12 protein-coding genes are annotated in these 18649 nt (G+C 47.7%); all 12 read left to right on the top strand.

All coding sequences use genetic code 11. The features are described 5' to 3' along the window. Positions 1 to 55: 55 nt before the first annotated feature. The 12 genes from ACZIX4_RS11035 (at position 56) to ACZIX4_RS11090 (ending at position 18628) form a co-directional block, all read left to right on the top strand. Positions 56 to 904 (top strand): T9SS sorting signal type C domain-containing protein, encoded by an 849-nt coding sequence (locus ACZIX4_RS11035; RefSeq protein ID WP_463335696.1) that lies wholly within the window; start codon positions 56 to 58, stop codon positions 902 to 904. Between the two features lies 1 nt (position 905). Beyond that, positions 906 to 1352, top strand: a complete 447-nt coding sequence (locus ACZIX4_RS11040; protein WP_463335697.1) for a thioredoxin family protein — start codon at positions 906 to 908, stop codon at positions 1350 to 1352. Continuing rightward, positions 1339 to 2346 carry an FAD:protein FMN transferase gene (locus tag ACZIX4_RS11045; protein WP_463335698.1) on the top strand — a complete coding sequence of 336 codons (1008 nt, stop codon included), beginning with the start codon at positions 1339 to 1341 and terminating at the stop codon, positions 2344 to 2346. Before ACZIX4_RS11040 ends, ACZIX4_RS11045 begins: the two co-directional genes overlap by 14 nt. Positions 2347 to 2360: 14 nt before the next feature. Further along, on the top strand, positions 2361 to 2567 hold the full coding sequence (locus ACZIX4_RS11050; protein WP_463335699.1) for a DUF4266 domain-containing protein: 207 nt from the start codon (positions 2361 to 2363) through the stop codon (positions 2565 to 2567). A 6-nt stretch (positions 2568 to 2573) separates the two neighbouring features. Further along, the gene (locus ACZIX4_RS11055) at positions 2574 to 4049 is read left to right on the top strand and encodes a DUF3570 domain-containing protein (protein WP_463335700.1); all 1476 of its coding nucleotides are present in this window, start codon (positions 2574 to 2576) and stop codon (positions 4047 to 4049) included. Positions 4050 to 4066: 17 nt separating this feature from the next. Beyond that, positions 4067 to 4678 (top strand): hypothetical protein, encoded by a 612-nt coding sequence (locus tag ACZIX4_RS11060; RefSeq protein WP_463335701.1) that lies wholly within the window; start codon positions 4067 to 4069, stop codon positions 4676 to 4678. A 211-nt stretch (positions 4679 to 4889) separates the two neighbouring features. After that, positions 4890 to 9005, top strand: a complete 4116-nt coding sequence (locus ACZIX4_RS11065) for a T9SS sorting signal type C domain-containing protein (RefSeq protein ID WP_463335702.1) — start codon at positions 4890 to 4892, stop codon at positions 9003 to 9005. A gap of 170 nt (positions 9006 to 9175) precedes the next feature. Beyond that, entirely contained in the window at positions 9176 to 10612 is a 1437-nt protein-coding gene (locus tag ACZIX4_RS11070; RefSeq protein WP_463335703.1) for a tetratricopeptide repeat protein, read from the top strand. Between the two features lie 471 nt (positions 10613 to 11083). After that, on the top strand, positions 11084 to 15460 hold the full coding sequence (locus tag ACZIX4_RS11075) for a beta strand repeat-containing protein (RefSeq protein WP_463335704.1): 4377 nt from the start codon (positions 11084 to 11086) through the stop codon (positions 15458 to 15460). A 344-nt stretch (positions 15461 to 15804) separates the two neighbouring features. After that, positions 15805 to 17166: a glycoside hydrolase family 27 protein gene (locus ACZIX4_RS11080; protein ID WP_463335705.1), complete on the top strand. Its 1362-nt coding sequence runs from the start codon at positions 15805 to 15807 to the stop codon at positions 17164 to 17166. A 219-nt stretch (positions 17167 to 17385) separates the two neighbouring features. Further along, positions 17386 to 18078: a queuosine precursor transporter gene (locus tag ACZIX4_RS11085; RefSeq protein ID WP_463335706.1), complete on the top strand. Its 693-nt coding sequence runs from the start codon at positions 17386 to 17388 to the stop codon at positions 18076 to 18078. Further along, a complete protein-coding gene (locus ACZIX4_RS11090) occupies positions 18068 to 18628 on the top strand; it encodes a DNA-3-methyladenine glycosylase I (protein ID WP_463335707.1) in 561 nt (186 codons plus the stop codon). Before ACZIX4_RS11085 ends, ACZIX4_RS11090 begins: the two co-directional genes overlap by 11 nt. Positions 18629 to 18649 lie beyond the last annotated feature (21 nt).

Below are 18649 nucleotides of genomic sequence, written 5' to 3' on the forward strand. Positions count from 1 at the left end.
TAATATTGCTCCGTAATTTAGATTTGGTTTAAATAAGGATAATCAAATACCGACTATGATTAAGACACTTATGGCAGTTGGCCTGTTTTGCACCGGGCTTGCTGCGGCACAATCTACCGTAACCATTGGGGAGGGTACAGGCTCAGGAACGTCATCGCCTATAGCCACCTGGTACGAATCATCTGCATCCGAAAGCATTTACACTTCTACCGAAATAGGCACATCGGGCAGCATCACTAAAATCGCATTCCAAAAGGCATCGGGCAGCAGCACCGTAGCGCCATCAATAAAAATATACCTTAAGGCCACTACAACGGCAACCCTTTCGGCAAGTTACAGCGTAGGTTCGCTAAGCGGCTACACCCTGGTGTACGAAGGCACCCTGCCGAACGGCTTTACAAACGGCTGGGCTGAGGTAACCCTGCAAACACCTTACAACTACTACAATGCACAAAACCTTTCGGTATTGGTTACCGGCGGCACATGCATAGCATCGGGCAGGCCGCAGTACCGTTATACCACCACATCGGGCAGTAAAATGTCGGCCGGGTACAACGACGGCAGCATAGGCTGTGGCGGCAATAACCCTTGGACAGTATCGTCTACCATGGCGCCTGTATGGGAACGCCCTAACCTGAAACTTACGCTGGGTACGCTTGGTGTCGACCTTCCGGCAGGCACCCCGCTACTGGTATACAAAAGCGGCAACAGCATAAAAATACAGTCGGCCACACCGGTGGCATCGGTAACAATGTATGATGCACTGGGCAGGCAACTTTATAGCCAACAGGGCTTAACAGCTACTGAACATGAAGTCAGCCTTGCACAGGCAAACCGCGGCCTGCTGTTGGTTCACGTAACCGATGCAGAAGGTAGGCTTGTTATCAAAAAAATAATAAACTAAGATGCTTTCTATTAAAAAAATAATAGCAGTTGCGTTCTTTGCCCTGTTGCCAATGGTATCGGGGGCGCAGGAGTGGCATACAGATTTTGCCGAGGCGAAAGCCCTTGCCGAAAAGGAAGGCAAGAACATCATTGTGGTGTTTTCGGGATCGGACTGGTGTATGCCCTGTATAAAACTGGAAAAGAAGGTTTGGGATTCCGAAGCATTTAAAGGCCAGGCATCGCAATGGGTTCTGGTAAAAGCCGATTTCCCTAAGAAAAAAGCCAACCAGCTGCCCGAAGCGCAGCAACAGCAAAATGCCCAACTTTATGAAAAGTACAACAAAGAAGGCGCTTTCCCATTGGTGGTGCTGATGGATAAGACCGGAAAGGTGTTGGGCAAAACAGCTTACAAAGACATTTCGCCTGAAGAATATATAAAACACCTGCACAGCCTTGAAAGCAAATAGCTTTAAAATATCCGTGTCTGTTTTCCTGCTTTTGGTGTGCAGCCTCAGCGGGTTTTCGCAGGTATTGCGCAAGCGGACATTACTGCTTATGGGCAGCCGCTGCGAAATAACCATAGTAGCCGACGAAGCTGAAAAAGCCGAACGCTACATAGACACGGTGGTGATGGAAATAACTCGCATAGAGTACCTGATATCGGACTGGAAACCCGAAACACAGGTAAGCGCCGTAAACCGCAATGCCGGCATAGCCCCCGTAAAGGTGGACAAGGAAGTGATAGAGCTTACCGAGCGCGCACTGTATTTTTCCAAGATAACCGACGGGGCGTTTGATATAAGCTTTGCAGCTATGGAACGCATCTGGAAGTTTGACGGCAGCATGACCGAAATGCCTTCGCCGGAAGCGGTGAAGAAATCGGTAGCCAAAGTGGGGTACAAAAACATAATTATTGACCACGAAAACAGTACCATTTTCCTGAAGGAGAAGGGCATGAAAATAGGCTTTGGCGCACTGGGCGAGGGCTACGCAGCCGACCGCTGCAAGGCCATGATGCTGGCAAAAGGCGTTAAGGCGGGCATAGTAAATGGCTCCGGCGATATGAATACCTGGGGTACGCAGCCCGATGGTAAGCCATGGACGGTAGCCATAACCAACCCTATGAACAAGGACAAGGTATTTGCCGTTTTCCCGCTGAAGGAAAGTGCTATAGTAACCAGTGGCAGCTACGAGAAATTTGCCATGATAAACGGCAAGCGGTATTCGCACATCATCAACCCGAAAACCGGCTACCCGGCAAGCGGCCTGTGCAGTGTTACCGTTATGGGGCCAAGCGCTGAAATGGCAAATGGCTTCAGCACATCGGTAATGGTGCTGGGCAAGGAAGTGGGGCTGAACCTGATTAACCAGTTCCCGAGCCTGAGATGCGTGGTAGTAACTGACCAGGGCGAGGTATTTGCCTCAGACAATGTAGACCTGAAAAACATTAAAAAACCATAATTCATAACCAACTTATGAAGAGACTATTACCCGTGCTTATTGTTTTGGCAACCGCCTCATGCTCTACTGTAAAAGAGTATGAAAAGCAACAGGTAAACGACCCTGATATGGCGCTTAATGCCCGTACATCAGAAAAATATGAAACCAATTTCCAGATCTACCGCGAGGGCGCTTCGGGCGCTTCTAACGGCAAAACAGGAGGGGGCTGCGGCTGTAACTAAGGAAGTATGGGGAAGTTTTACGTAGTATTATTTTGTGTTTTATATGCACCGGCCTTGTTTGCGCAGGAGGCAGACAGCACCGTTACCTTTAAGAAGCGCGTGCTTGAAACCACCGAGGTAGACCTGCTGGGCAGTTACTATAAACAGGACGGTATACATTCGGCAGTGGGTGGCGGTACCGGTATGGAGGAAATTACCGATACCACTGGCGACATCATAATAGCTATACCGCTAAATGACGACGATGTGCTTACCATAGATGCCGGTTTTTCGGCCTATACCTCGGCTTCGTCGGGTAATATTAACCCGTTCTTTACCGATGGCACCTACCTTAACGGTTCGGGGGCGTCGGCACGTCCGGGTAACAAGACCAAACGTGATGACGACGATGATGAGTATGAAGAAGGCGGTACACCGGCACCGTACGGCAGCCCGTGGATAGCCAGCAGCGGGGCATCAAGGCACGATGTGCTTACGTCAGTTTCGGCTGCATACAGCCATAGTTCAGACGACCGCAATATCGTATGGACGGCCAATGTATCGGGCTCTACAGAATATGATTACCACTCGCTGGGTGCAGGATTGGGCATCGCCCGCCTGTTCAACGATAAAAATACCGAGGCCAGTGCCAAGGCTACCGCGTTCTTTGACCAATGGAAACCTATTTATCCTACTGAGCTGCACGAATATGGCCAGTACGGCATGAATTTCCTGAATGCGGGTTACTTCCAGGGGGTAACCGTTTATGACCAGATGGGCAACGAGAGCCGCAGCTACCTGCCGTCGGCCTTTACGGAGTTTACCAATAAAAAGAGGAATTCGTACGCGTTGTCGTTTAGCGTTTCGCAGATACTGGGCAAGAGGGCACAGGCGGCACTATTGTTTGACTTCCTGTACCAGGAAGGGCTGCTGTCTACGCCGTACCACCGCATGTATTTTGCCGATAAGGCTAACTTTTACATCGGTCAGGCTCGTTACATACCCGTGTACAACATGAGGGATAACCAGGGGGTGTTTCGCCTGGCAGACGACGTGGAAAGGCTGCCGTCTACGAGGTTTAAATTCCCTATTGGGTTGCGCTTTAACTATTACCTGAGCGACCGTTTTATACTGCGTACCTACTACAGGTATTATACTGACAACTGGGGGATGGAGTCGCATACGGCGAGTATAGAGGTGCCGGTAAAGCTGGGCGCATTTACATTGTACCCTATGTACCGTTTTTATACCCAGGCAGGGGTGCGTTATTTTGCCCCGCACGATACGCATTACTCGTTTGAACGCTACTATACATCGGATTATGACCTGTCGTCGTTTGATAGCCACCAGTATGGCCTTGGCGCTTCGTATACCGATATTTTCCAACGGTTTAAACTGGCAGGGCTGGGGCTTAAGAGCATCGACCTGAGGTACAACCACTATGAGCGCAGCGACTCGCTGGAAGCAGACATCATTTCGCTGGCATTAAAATTTGTTCACTAATTAAACATCACCATACAATGAAAAAACTAATACTAATCATGCTTGCGTTCGTTTTTACGGCATCGGTTTTTGTGGCCTGCCATGACGACAACGGCACTTCGGCGCAGCCAATTGTTGGCACATGGAAGCTTGTGGAGCGTTATACAAACGGCAATGCCGTTTCGCTTAACGCATGCCAGATGGAGGAAACGTACATCTTCGGGCCTGAACAGTTTACGCATGAGCTGTATACAAACGGTGGCAAGCCGGGCGCTGCATACAAAAGCACACTTGGCAGCGACGATGACGAAGAAGAGAGTGACGACGAGGAAGAAACCGATGAAAGCACTGATGAGGAGGAAGAAACCGATGAAAGTACCGATGAGGAAACTACAGACGAGACTACCGACGAAAGTACAGATGAATCTGATGATAACGGATCGGGTGGCGGAAGCGGTACCTGTGTGGTAAGCGATATGGTTATAGGTAACTGGTCGGTTAACCACAACAACTATACATTTACCGTAGACGGGACAGCTGAGGTAAAAACCATTTTCTTTACCGATGCCAACAACCGTTTTTATGTTGAGAAAACCACAACAGTAAACGGTGTGAGCGTAGTAACACGTAACGTATACCAAAAACAGTAATAAGGCTAAGCCTTCTGTTAAGGCCGAAACATAGTGGAGAAATTTGCATTGATTTCAGGAGTTAGTTAATCAAAGCGGCTTTTCCACTTCGGCCCAAACGGAAAAAGGGTACTCTCCCGGGTACCTTTTTTTAGGCTTTAACACTTTATTTAGAATAAGTTTAAATAAATATAATAAATCTGCATTATTTTTTACCACAAATAAAACGACAATGAAAACCCCTAAAATACATTGCATTTTTTTACTGGTACTTACCTTGCTGGCCTCTGTGGGCAGGGTAGGTGCACAAACGGTTACCTTAGGTACGGGCACCGGCACCCAAACAACTACCCCTGTATACACATTTAGCAACTACAGTGTAAGTGAGATACTTTACCTGGGCAGCGAAATAAATACTACCGGTAATATTACCGGGATTTCCTTTAATAAAACAGTAGGTAATACCACTACAATACCCAATGTAACCATTTACATGAAGAAGGTGTCGTATAGCGTAGTAAGCACAACCGCTACATTAACGGGTTACACCCAGGTATGGTCGGGTACATTCCCGAATACGGCATCGGGCTGGCAGAACATTACACTTGCCACGCCGTTCTTGTTCGACTCTACATCAAACAACCTTTCTATAGTGGTAGTTAACAACAGCGGTGCATCAGTAGCCTCACCAAGACCAAGCTGGGCATATACCTCAATGAGCAGTAGCAGTAATTATCGCTCATCGTATTGGTACGGTAGTACCAATACCTGGACAGCATCTACCTCAATGACCAGGCAAAGCAACTATCCTAACGTAAAGCTTACCCTTGAAACAGCTTCGGCCTGTTCAGGCACACCTACACCGGGCAATACACTAAGTACGGCAAGCAGTGTATGCCCCGCTACCTCATTTACCCTGTCGCTGCAAAATGCAACTTCGGGTACAGGTGTAACTTACCAGTGGCAATCGTCTGCAAACAATACTACATGGAATAACATTAGTAGTGCTACGTCTTCAACATTAGCTACAACACAAACGGCGTCTACCTACTACCGTTGCAATGTCACCTGTTCAGGCAATACAGGTACATCAAATGCAGTACAGGTAACAATGTCGAATACGATACCGTTCTCTGAGGGCTTTGAAAGCGGCCAGAGCAATAATACGGCAGTGGCGGGATGCTGGTCACAGCAGAGCATAGGCGGTTCGGCTACATGGACAGCTAACAATTCGTCTACAACATACAACCGCAGCCCGCGCACGGGCAGTTGGAATGTATATCTTGGCTACAGTAACGAAGACTGGATGTTTTACCCGCTGCAACTTACCGGCGGTACAGCATACCAAATGGAATTTTACGCCCGCCAGGATGTTACCAGTGGCGCAAACGTAACGGCTGCTTACGGTACATCGGCCACAGCAACGGCCATGACAAATACTATAGTTGCAGCCACTGATATTACTAACGGCAATTACCAGAAAGTTTCCGGTACATTTACACCGGCTACAACCGGCACCTATTACATTGGCATAAAAGCCACCTTAACATCGGCGCCGTTTTATCTTTCTATAGACGATATATTTGTTGATGTGCTACCTAATTGCAGCGCTGCTACCTTCCCTACATCGGTAACGGCATCTGCATCAAAAACCAATATCTGTAGTGCTGAGGCATTAACTTTTAGCCTTGGCTCGGGTATACCTGCGGCCAGCGGCATTACCTACCAGTGGAGATCATCTGCTGATGGTATTACGTATACTAATGCAGGAACGGCATCAACCACCGCCACGGCAACACTTACCGTCGATGCGAATAACAAATATTTTAAATGCGATGTATTGTGTAACGGCAGTACGGTGTTAACTTCTACACCTGTGACGATAACTCTTGGTGTTTCTGTAACGGCTACCACACCGGGCAGCCGATGCGGCCAGGGTACGGTACAGCTTGGCGCCACTACCCAAAGCGGCAACAGCATAAAATGGTACACCGCCGAAACAAGCGGTACACTGATAGGTACAGGTAACACTGTAACCACACCTGTAATAGCGCATACTACTACGTACTATGCTGCGGCTATGGGGAACTTAAATTCATACACCACAGGCCCGGCAGGCCCGGCAAGCTTATCTTCATCATCTTACGGTGGTACTGCGAATAATGGTGAAGCCATGAAGTTTAACCTGTCTACGGCGATTACGCTTACTTCGGTTACTATTTATCCGGTAGATCCCCAGGCAAACAATATTATTTATCTCAAAAATACTTCGGGTACGGTACTAAAACAATTGACATTTTCAACTGTAGGTACGTCACCGGTTTCAGGTTCATCAGTAGTAGGTGCACCTTATGTTGTAACACTTAACTGGGAAATTCCTGCGGGTAATGATTACAGGCTGGAATGGGGTGTGCCTGATTATTATGGAGCCAACAGGCTCATCCGTAATGCATCGGGTGCTACAGGCCAGTATAATGTAAATAACAACGGCCTTACATTTACAGGTAATACCGGTGTGTCTGGAAACAGCTACTGGTACTACTTCTACGACTGGAAGTTTACCACAGGCTGTGGCGAATCGGCTACGCGCGTATCGGTTATCGCTACGGTAAATTATGAATGGACCGGTACTGTCGACAGCAACTGGCACAACCCGGCCAACTGGTGCGGGGGTACGCTGCCGGGCGTTGAAGATGATATTACCCTGCCGCAGTCGGCTCCAGCTGCCGAAATACAGGTGGGGAATACAGGCTATGCAAAAAGCCTTACCCTTGCAGAAGCCACTTCGCTTAACGTAAAAACAGGGGCTACGCTTTGGGTAGCAAACAGCCTTTCGGTTGATGAGGATGCTATCCTTACCGTGCAGGACAATGCGGCATTGGTACAAGTAAATACTGCTACGAACAGTGGTGCTATAACCCTGCACAAAAAGAGCAACCCGCTATACAGGCTAGATTATACCTTGTGGTCGTCGCCGGTAAGTGGGCAAAGTTTAGGCGGTTTTTCTCCGGCTACTGCGGCTAACCGTTTCTACGAATATAAATACGAAAATGGTGTCCAGGCTTATTCTCCGGTAAGTGCTGCTGGTACTTTTACAGCTGCTAAAGGCTACCTTATCCGTATGCCGAATGTGCTGTCAGCCGATGTAACCGGCAGTACAAACAATGGTATTACCACCCCTGCCGAATACATAGCAGGCACCGATAATTACTATTTCGATGGTGTGTTTACAGGTGCGCCGCACAACGGTACATTTACTTATCCGTTAAATACAGAGGGCAGCCGTTGTACTGCTGTGGGGAACCCATACCCGTCGCCGCTTAATATTTACGATTTCTTCTATGGCGATACCGATGCCGCTGTAACAGGTGTGCAGAATAACGGCAGCGTTATAGACATTACATCCGGTATTTACGTTTGGAGGAAACGAAACAACAGCAGTAGCCCGTCTTACGCCACCATAAACCTTTCGGGCTTTGTACACAACCCGGCAGAAGGGGGCGGTTCTGAGCAGGCCGATTTCTTTACCGGCTTTAATACCGGCTGGACACTGGCACCGGGCCAGGGCTTCTTTGTGAAAACAAAAACAGGCGTTACCAACCCGCAGCTTACCTTTACAAACAGTATGCGCAGGGCAATAGGGGGTACGTCACAGGGCTTCTTTAAGTCGGCCGCTAATACGGCGTCAAGACTGTGGCTGAACATTACCAATGATGCAGCCGCAAGCCAGGCCATGGTGGGGTATTTTGCCCAGGGTACTATGGGTATCGACTACGGTTACGATGCCGTGAAGTTTACCGACGCAGAAAATATAGCGCTGTACTCAATTGCTGAAGTTACCCCGCTTACCATACAGGCAAGGGCAGGGTTTGAAACTACCGATGTGGTGCCGATGGGCTTTACGGCCCCGGCAGCGGGTACGTATACCATAAACCTGGACCATGTAGATGGTGTCTTTGCACAGGGGCAGAAAATTTACCTTAGGGATAACAGCGAGGGGATATTACGCGACCTTACCCAACAGGAGTATAGCTTCAGTACGGAAGCGGGTACGTTTGAAAACCGTTTTGACGTGGTGTACAGCACCCAGGCGTTGGGTACAGATAACCCATTGGCGGAAGCCAATAATGTAATTGTATTTACCGAAGGCAAAACAATTGGCATCAGCAGTGGTAATGTAATGATGGACAGTGTAAACGTTTTTGACATCCGCGGGCGTAAGCTGTACACCCAGGGGAATGTAAATAACAATAGGCTTACCATAAGCAGCCTCGACGCCGCACAGCAGGTGCTTATTGTTGAGGTACATACACCAAAAGGAAAAGTAAGCAGGAGGATTCTCTTCTGATAGTTGATAGTTGTGTTATGGCAGTGAAACGGCCCTGTAAATGAAAGGTTCGGGGCTGGTTTCACTACATTTATTATTTGTTTTGTTGGCTAATGGTATTAAAAGCGTACAAAATTTTATAAAATATTATACTTTTACGCGAAAGCATGAGTAGTATAGTACAACGCTTGATGAAAAAGAAATTCAACAACATATCGTTTCATGGTTTTATAAGCATGCTGTTTTTGCTTGCGGCACTGCACGCCTATGCACAGCACCCGGCTACGCTTACCGAGCGTGTGGAGCAAAACGGTAACCTCTTCAGGAGCAATGTAGACAAGGCATACAACGAAATCCAGCCGCTTTTAGATGAGGCTATTGCCGCAGGAGACAGGCTGAATGAACTTATATTGCTGGACAGGCGCTGCCGCTATTATTACAGCAAAGAGGATGTGGAAAACCTTATAAAGGCAGCCGATTCACTACATGTAAAAGCAGACAAACACGGGAATGCCAAGTACAATGCCATGTCCTACATTTACAGGGCAGAGGCATTTTCCATTAACGAAATGCACGATAAGGCGCTGGCTAACCTGGATAAAGCCTTCAAGGTACTGGACAAGGCAAACGACAGCGACCCTACCATTTTCTACACCCGTGCCAATGTACTGCTCAGTCAGGCGAATATTTATAACGACCGCAAGGAATACCTGAAGGCGCTTGAGAAAATGCAGCTGGCCATAAAAAGCTACCGTGGCAAAAAGGATTCTGAAGCGTATAAGCGGTTCCAGTACCTTAACTATTCTAACCTTGCCAGCACCTACATCCATGTAAATGCCGATTCGGCGGAGCATTATGCCAACATGTCTATGGTCATGAAGCCGCAGGGCACACACGATGATAATGTCACGGGGCTCAACTATTACGTGTTGGGGCAGGTGTTCCAACAGCGTAAAGACAATGCCAAAGCACTGGAATATTACCTGAAAGCCGAAGAGATAAACAAGACTAATGGTGAAGTGCTTAATGTAAAAGAACTGTATACCAATATTATACAGGTGTATAAAATGCAGGGCGATACTACTGCTGTAAAACAGTATGGTGATAAGCTGGAGGCTATAGAATTACAGGCGCTAAAAAGTAAATATAACTTGCTGAAAAGCGAACTTGCCAAAAAAGAAACCACCCCGCCTGCAAGCCGTTTCCCGTATTTTGCATTGGCTATGGGTGTTGTGGTACTTGCCGGGGCCGGGGCATCATGGGTGTATATACGCAGGAAACGTGCTGTTTCTGCCGATGATACCGAGCCACAGGCTGAAACGCTGCCCGAGCTTACCGAAAACTACGATGCACTTTTAGAACTGATAAAGCGCGACGATTCTTCATTCATTTTCAATTTTGAGAAACTATTCCCTGATTTCTCCAAAAAGCTGTTGGACATTAACCCTCAGCTGGTACAATCGGAAATAGAGTTTTGCGCCATGCTGAAAATGAAGTTGTCTACCAAGCAGATAGCACAGTTTACCTACATAGAAACCCGTACAGTACAAAACAAAAAATACCGCATCCGTAAAAAGCTGGATATCCCGCAATCAGCAGATATTTATAACTGGTTTGACGGTATTTAGGTTTTGCTTCTATTTACTCTACAAGACATATTTTCTAAAATACAAAGTTGGCTGTTCCATTTCGACGATAGGAGAAATCTCGCCTGAGATGTCTCCACTCCGCTGCGGTCGACATGGAAAACGTCTACATTGTGTATTTATTAATCTCAAAATCCGTGACCGCTAAGCGTTGGCTTCACCCGCGTATCATAATTCCTGTAATCCATTATGAGATCGCTTCGTTCCTCGCGATGACTGGCGTGAAAATAAGTCCTGAATCCCCAAAACGAACCATCCTGCAGGCCTAAAATATACACGGATATTTTGTTATGGCAAAGAATTGAAATCGTTGTAAATAATTGGTTTTTAGTGGTGAGTACGTAATGAGTATGTTGTTTTTGGCAAGAGGTAAGCTGTTAAGTAGGGCATTTTTCACACAATGTTAACACGCGCTCTACATTTGGGTCACTTTAAACCAATTTTCTACTCGTTATGAAAAAAAATTATTTTGCGGGTATGCTGGCAGTATTACTGCTTATGTGTACCAATGCATTTGCCCAGGTATGGGAAGCCGTTGGCTCAGCCGATGGTGTATCAGCCGCAGGTGCAGGGCGGCTTACCCTTATAAGCGATTACCAGGACAACCTGCTGGTAGGTTACTATGATACCTCAGTAACCAAGGGCAGCGTACAGAAATTTAGCGATGGCGCATGGTCGTACCTTGGCGGTTCGGCGGGGATTACTTCCGGACTTGCGTCCTATAATTCCCTTGCGGCAGATGCTTCGGGAAATGTATATTTTACAAACCAGGACTCCGGCCTTCAGGCAAGGCAGTTTAACGGCACCAGCTGGAGCCAGTTGCCTAACACTACTACAAATACCATTAACTATCAGGCTTCGGCGGTTTCTGCTGATGGTGTACTTTTTGTAGCCAGCGGCGAGGGTACCGGTACCATAAAACGCTATGTAAACGGCGCATGGGAACAGGTGGGTACTGCAGGCTTTTTTGGCGGTACGGCTTTTTACCTGGACCTTGCCATAACAAGCAGCGGAAAAATATATGTAAGCTTTAACAATAACGGTTACCTTCACATATATGAAAACACGGTTACCGCATCGTCTACCGATGCATGGTCGCCTGTTGGGGGCAATGCTAACCTTGTTGCAGCGCCATCAACAGAAAATTATAACTCTTGTATTGCTGTAGACAGCAATAACTCCCTGTACGTAGCATATGTATCTAACAGTGCCGGAGGCAATAAACTGAATGTTAAAAAGTTTAACGGCGAGTGGACACAGGTGGGCAACGAAAACTTTTCTGTTGGGAAAGTACAGCACACCAGTATAGCGATAGGTGCAGATAACCATGTATATGTGGCTGCAAGTAACTGGGAAAATACCGACTTGCTGAAAAATTATGTATTGGGCTACGATGCCGATACCAACAGCTGGAGCGAACCTTCGCCGGGCTACGTGAGCAGCGGACAGGCTACAAACAACTCACTTGCGGTAGACAGCGAGGGCAACCTGTACCTTGCGTTCAGCGATTCAGGCCTTGGCAAACTATCGGTTAAAAAACTAAACCTTGAAACTGTAGCAGGCCAGTACATTATAGTTACCACGCTAAACGATGCTGCTCCTGCCATTACTACTTATGGCGGTACACTACAGCTTGTAGGTACGGTATATCCTGCCGCAGCGGCACAAGATGTTACCTGGGCAGTAACTACAGGTGGTGACCTGGCTACCGTAGATGCAAACGGACTTTTAACCTCTACCGGAAACGGAAGCGGTACAGTTACCGTAACGGCTACATCAGCACAAAGCACATCGCTTAGCGCTACATTTGAAGTTACCATTTCAAACCAGACGGCTCCTGCCGACTGTACATTTGCTACAGTAGCAGTTACCGGCTTTAATGCCGACGTTATTGCAGAAGGTACCGGCGGTAATGCCAATGATAAAGCAACCCAGCCTATAGACGGTGCTAACGGTTACTACGCTCAGGACTTTGTCCCTACTAACCCGCATTCATCGGGTGCAAGCGCTGCTGCTTATGGTGCAGGCTTACCGAACAACGGTACTATAAACAGTGCTGCTACCGCAGGGCTGTCGTTCCAACTGGCATCATACACAGGAAACAATGCACTTGTACTGAGGAACAGCCTTACCAATACCGGTACGCTTACCTTTACAACACAAAAGAAAGCCCAGAAGCTATACCTTGCATGGGTAAGTGCAGAAGGTACTAACAATGTAGATGTAACGGTAAACTTTGCCGATGGTACAACACAGGTATTTGCAGCGCAGCAGGCTACTGACTGGTGGTCTGACGGTACACCGTCTGCAACGGTTACTACAGCAGGCCCTCTGGGCAGGGTATCTGTAATCACTACAGCAGGATGGGCCCCGGTAAACAGCTTCAGCGGCCTTACCCAAACGTACATGTTCCAGAAAGAATTTGTGCTTAGCAGCACAAACTACGATAAACTGATAGCCTCGGTTAGCTTTGCGAAAGCAACGTCTTCTAACGCGGCTACAACAACGGCAATTTTAGGTGTTAGCATCTGCGAAACCCCTACGGTAGTAGCAGATGCTTATTCGCCAATAGCCATTACCGATGGTTTTAACCACGATATTATTGCTAACGGTATGGGCAATGCATCTGACAGTTCAGACATCGGTTTTGACGAAACAAACTCAAGGGCTCTGGTATCACTGGATTTCCAGGCTCCGGGTTCATCTACCACACCTACATACGGCCTTCCGGTAAACGGTCTTATAAACAGCGTAGCCACATCGGGCCTTAGCTTCCAGCTGGCAGATTACAATGGCGATAACGCTCTTTTCCTTACACCTGATTATGTAGGTACAGGCAGCAGCACCGGTACGCTTAGCTTCCTGTCTACTAACGTTTCTACCTTATATCTCCTGGCCGGTACTGCCGGTGGTGGTGTGCAATACCTGCCACTGGTGGCTACCGTAAACTTTGCTGACGGTACTACACAACAGGCTACCCCATCGGTGTCTGACTGGTACAACGGTACTGATTATGCCATACAGGGTGTGGGCCGTGTAAACCGTGCCAACAATAACCTTGAAGGTGACAGCAGCAACCCGCGCCTGTACCAGTACAGCATTGAAATAGATGAAGCAAATCAGGCCAAAACGGTTACAGGTATCAGCTTCAGCTTTGCGGGCAACCAGGGTGCAGAATATGGCAGCGAAATACGCCTTTCGGTACTTGCGGTATCTAAATTCGGACAGCCTGATGCTACGCCTACAGTAGACGTTGCCGTTCAGGCCGGTGCCGATGGTACCATAACTACCGACGGAGGTACATTGCAACTTGTAGCTACTGCTACACCGGTAGGTGCGCCACTTACATGGACCATCACTTCAGGTGCAGGTAATGCTACTGTAGATGCTAACGGCCTTGTAACTGCTGCTGCAAACGGTACGGTTACCGTTAGGGCTACTGTTACAGGTTATCCTGACGTATATGATGAAGTTACCATTACAATAACCAACCAGGTTGTGGCAGTTACTTCGGTAACGGTTGCTACACAGGGTGGTGCAGCGGCAACCATTACTACCGATGCCGGTACACTACAGCTTGTAGCTACTGTACTTCCTGCCGATGCTACTAACGCCGACGTTACCTGGAGCATTGTTTCAGGTGCTGATGTTGCTTCGGTTGATGCAGACGGACTTGTTACTGCTGTTGCAAACGGTACGGTTACCGTAAGGGCTACTGCTGCTGACGGTACCATCTACGGTGAAATTGTGGTTACAATCACGGGCCAGGTTGTTGCGGTTACTTCGGTTACTGTAGCCACTGAAGGTGATGTTGCTGCCGAAATCACTACCGATGCCGGTACACTACAGCTTGTAGCTACGGTACTTCCTGCTGATGCTACTAACGACGACGTTACCTGGAGCATTGTTGCAGGTTCAGATTTTGCTTCGGTTGATGCAGAAGGACTTGTTACGGCTGTTGCCAACGGTACAGTTACCGTAAGGGCTACTGCTGCTGACGGTACTGTCTATGGCGAAATAGAAATCACGGTTACAGGCCAGGTTGTTGCGGTTACTTCGGTTACTGTAACCACTGAAGGCGATGTTGCTGCAACCATCACTACCGATGCAGGTACATTACAACTTGTAGCTACTGTACTTCCTGCTGATGCTACCAATACTGATGTAACGTGGAGCATTGTTTCAGGTGCTGATTTTGCTTCGGTTGACGCTGACGGACTTGTTACGGCTATTGCCAACGGTACAGTTACTGTAAGGGCTACTGCCGCTGACGGAACTGTTTATGGCGAAATAGAAATCACTATCACAGGCCAGGTTGTGGCTGTAGAATCGGTTACAGTAACCACAGAAGGTGATGTTGCTGCCGAAATCACTACTGCCGGTGGTACGCTTCAGCTTGTAGCTACTGTACTTCCTGCCGATGCTACTAACGACGACGTTACCTGGAGCATTGTTGCAGGTTCTGATTTCGCTACAGTTGATGAAAACGGACTTGTTACGGCTATTGCTAACGGTACGGTTATCGTAAGGGCTACTGCCGCTGATGGTACCATCTACGGCGAAATTGAAGTGACAGTAGACATCCCGCTGGGTGTTGATGATGTAAACGCTAACCTGTTTACCGTATACCCTAACCCTGCTACCGATGTGGTGTTCATTAAAACTACCCAAACGGTGAAGCAAGTAAGCGTGTTTAACATGCTGGGCAGCCTGCTGTACACTACCACTGCTAAAGAGGTGCAGCTTTCAGGCCTTGCTTCAGGCAACTACATAATGACAGTAACCTTTGAAAACGGTACTGTTGCCAATAAAAAAATAATTAAGCAGTAATTGTTCTTGAAATCGGTATAAATACCGGAGGGCTGTTTCGAAAGAGACAGCCCTTTTTTATTCCTGTTGTTAAGCATAATTATGTGTACTTTTAGCTTTCCGTAGGAAAGCCTTAGTGGCCATTCAAGTATGTCTTGCCTTATTTGAACCAAACATAGTGAACCTTGTGAAAACCTTTGTGAACGTGGTGGTAAAGAAAATCTCGCAAAGGCGCCAAGACGCAAAGAGGTGTTTATATTTGGGGTTAACTTTAAGATATATTTAAAAGTAAAGCCATTTTTTGGTAAGTGTATTTTAAACACTAATTTTACTACCGATGTAAATCCAAATCACTTACTATAACCATGATTAAAAAAATAGTTATTTCATCTGCACTGGCTCTGGTCCTTGCTGGTTGCTCGTCTACTAAGGTAAGTAGCAACAGCGATTTCAGGAGTTGGGCACAAACCCCGCCTATGGGCTGGAACAGTTGGGACTGCTACGGCCCCACCGTTGAGGAACACGAAGTAAAAGCCAATGCCGACTACATGGCTGAAAAGCTGAAGCCATTCGGGTGGGAGTACATAATAGTAGACATCCGCTGGTTTGTGGAAAACGACAAGGCAGGCGGTTATAACCAAACCGACCCTCGCTATGTTATCGACCAATACGGTAGGTACCAGCCTGCGGTAAACCGTTTCCCTTCGGCTAAGGATGGCAAAGGGTTTAAGCCGCTGGCCGACTACGTACACGGCAAAGGGCTGAAGTTCGGTATCCACATTATGCGTGGCATCCCTAAAAAAGCGGTGCAGGATAAATTGCCCATAAAAGGCGCTAACGGTGTTACTGCCGACCAGATTTATACCACCGCCCTGCAATGCGAATGGCTGAAGGACAACTACACCGTACTGGCTGATAAACCGGGAGCGCAGGAATACTACGATTCGCTTTTTGAATTGTACGCTTCTTGGGGAATCGATTTTGTGAAGATAGACGACCTTTCGCGCCCGTACCACGAAGATGAAATCAACCTTATCCGAAAGGCGATAGACAAGTGTGGACGTAAGATAGTGCTGAGCACATCGCCGGGGGAAACCCCGATAGAAAAAGCAGAGCACGTAAAAACCCATGCCAACATGTGGCGTATGGTAGACGACGTTTGGGATACCTGGCCGCACATAACCCACCTTATGGAAGTATGCCAAAAGTGGTACCCGCACATAGCGCCGGGCACCTGGCCTGATTGCGATATGATTCCGCTGGGGCGTATCTCTATCCGTGGCGAGCGTGGCAACGACCGCATGACCCGCCTTACCAAAGACGAGCAATATACATTAATGACGCTGTTTACCATATTCCGTTCGCCACTGTTCTTTGGCGGTGACATGCCGAGCAACGATGCCTTTACGTATTCGCTGCTTACCAACAAGGAGGTTCTGAAAATGCATGGCGAGGCCACGGGTGTAAGGCAGCTGTTCCAGAAGGACGGCAAAGTAGCCATTACCTCTAAAAACCCGAGTACAGGCGAGGTATACCTCGCGGTCTTCAACATGGCCGATGGTACCCAACCGGCAGATGTAAGCGTTAACCTTGCCGATATTGGCCTTACCAAAGAAGCCACATTCACCGATATGTGGAACGGTAAGCCGGAAGGCAGCTTTAAAGGTCAGTTTACAAAGTCACTGGCGCCGCATGCCAGCGGGCTGTACAAAATAACCGTGAAGTAGTTTTTTTTAAAGCTGCTGAGCGACTAAGCTTCTTAGCTGCTGAGTTTCCGGGTTGCCCGGGAATTCAGCAGCTTTTTTTTAAGCTACTAAGCTTCTGAGCCACTTAGCTTCTTAGCAGCTCAGCGGCTTTTTCTTTCGAAGCTGCTAAGTAGCTTAGTAGCTCAGTGGCTTTGGATAAGGAACACATTTTCCTTAACTTTACGTTTTATTCTACCCGAAATGTTTGAAAACCGCAAAAGCACCCTGTACGTTATCCTTGCAGGGATTTTTATTACCAATGCCGTTGTTGCCGAGCTTATAGGGGGCAAGCTCATTAATATAGGCCCTGTATTTGGTTTTGGGCCGTACCTTATGAGTGTGGGCGTGGTGCCCTGGCCGGTGGTATTCATCACTACCGACCTTATTAACGAATACTTCGGGCAAAAGGGTGTGCGTAGGCTGTCTGTTATCACGGCATTGCTTATTGCCTACTGTTTCATACTGCTGTACTTTGCCATGCTGATACCTGCTGCACAAGGCCCCGGCTGGGTGACCGATGCGCAATTTAGTGCCGTGTTCGGGCAGAGTATGTGGATTATTGTGGGCAGTATTACGGCATTCATCGCCTCGCAGATTATAGACGTTACACTGTTCCATTTCTTTAAAAGGAAAACCGGCGAAAAAATGATATGGCTGCGCAGTACCGGCAGTACGGTGATTTCGCAGTTCTTTGATTCGTTTATAGTACTGGGCATCGCGTTTTATGCTACCGGCAAAATGACCCTGCCGGTGTACATAGAGGCCGGGTTTACCAACTATACCGTAAAACTGGTAATAGCCGTGCTGATGACCCCGATGATTTACCTGGGCCACTGGCTGATAGAAAAGTACGTACACAACCACGATAAGAAACTCGCAAACAATGGACACTAAAATACGCTGCGGCTGGTGTGGTGCCGACCCGCTGTACCAAACCTATCACGATGAAGAATGGGGCAAGCCTGTGTATGACGACGGTAAGCTGTTTGAGTTCCTGCTGCTGGAAACCTTCCAGGCGGGGCTAAGCTGGATTACCATACTCCGCCGCCGCGAAAGCTTTGGTAAAGCCTTTGATAATTTCGATTATAAAAAGATTGCCAATTATACCCAGGAAGACATCGACCGCCTTATGGCCGACCCGGGTATCATCCGTAATAAGTTAAAGGTAAATGCTGCCATAACCAATGCCCAAAACTTTATGAAAGTGCAGGAGGAGTTCGGTAGCTTCAGTAAATACTTCTGGAATTTTACCGATGGCAACCCTCTGGATAACGTTCCTGCTTCCTTAGGGCATATACCCGCCACTACACCGCTAAGCGATGCAATAAGCAAAGACCTTAAAAAGCGCGGCTTTAAGTTTGTGGGCAGTACCATAATCTACGCCCACATGCAGGCCACCGGCATGGTAAACGACCACGTAGCCGATTGCTGGGTGAGGGGGTAATATACTACGATGCCGGGAAAG

Source organism: Flavobacterium niveum (genome assembly GCF_055231775.1).

Coding starts and splice junctions, on each gene's coding strand:
- ACZIX4_RS11035 (WP_463335696.1), top strand. CDS start 56: ATGATTAAGACACTTATGGCAGTTGGCCTGTTTTGCACCGGGCTTGCT.
- ACZIX4_RS11075 (WP_463335704.1), top strand. CDS start 11,084: ATGAAAAAAAATTATTTTGCGGGTATGCTGGCAGTATTACTGCTTATG.
- ACZIX4_RS11055 (WP_463335700.1), top strand. CDS start 2,574: ATGGGGAAGTTTTACGTAGTATTATTTTGTGTTTTATATGCACCGGCC.
- ACZIX4_RS11090 (WP_463335707.1), top strand. CDS start 18,068: ATGGACACTAAAATACGCTGCGGCTGGTGTGGTGCCGACCCGCTGTAC.
- ACZIX4_RS11085 (WP_463335706.1), top strand. CDS start 17,386: ATGTTTGAAAACCGCAAAAGCACCCTGTACGTTATCCTTGCAGGGATT.
- ACZIX4_RS11080 (WP_463335705.1), top strand. CDS start 15,805: ATGATTAAAAAAATAGTTATTTCATCTGCACTGGCTCTGGTCCTTGCT.
- ACZIX4_RS11050 (WP_463335699.1), top strand. CDS start 2,361: ATGAAGAGACTATTACCCGTGCTTATTGTTTTGGCAACCGCCTCATGC.
- ACZIX4_RS11070 (WP_463335703.1), top strand. CDS start 9,176: ATGAAAAAGAAATTCAACAACATATCGTTTCATGGTTTTATAAGCATG.
- ACZIX4_RS11065 (WP_463335702.1), top strand. CDS start 4,890: ATGAAAACCCCTAAAATACATTGCATTTTTTTACTGGTACTTACCTTG.
- ACZIX4_RS11060 (WP_463335701.1), top strand. CDS start 4,067: ATGAAAAAACTAATACTAATCATGCTTGCGTTCGTTTTTACGGCATCG.
- ACZIX4_RS11040 (WP_463335697.1), top strand. CDS start 906: ATGCTTTCTATTAAAAAAATAATAGCAGTTGCGTTCTTTGCCCTGTTG.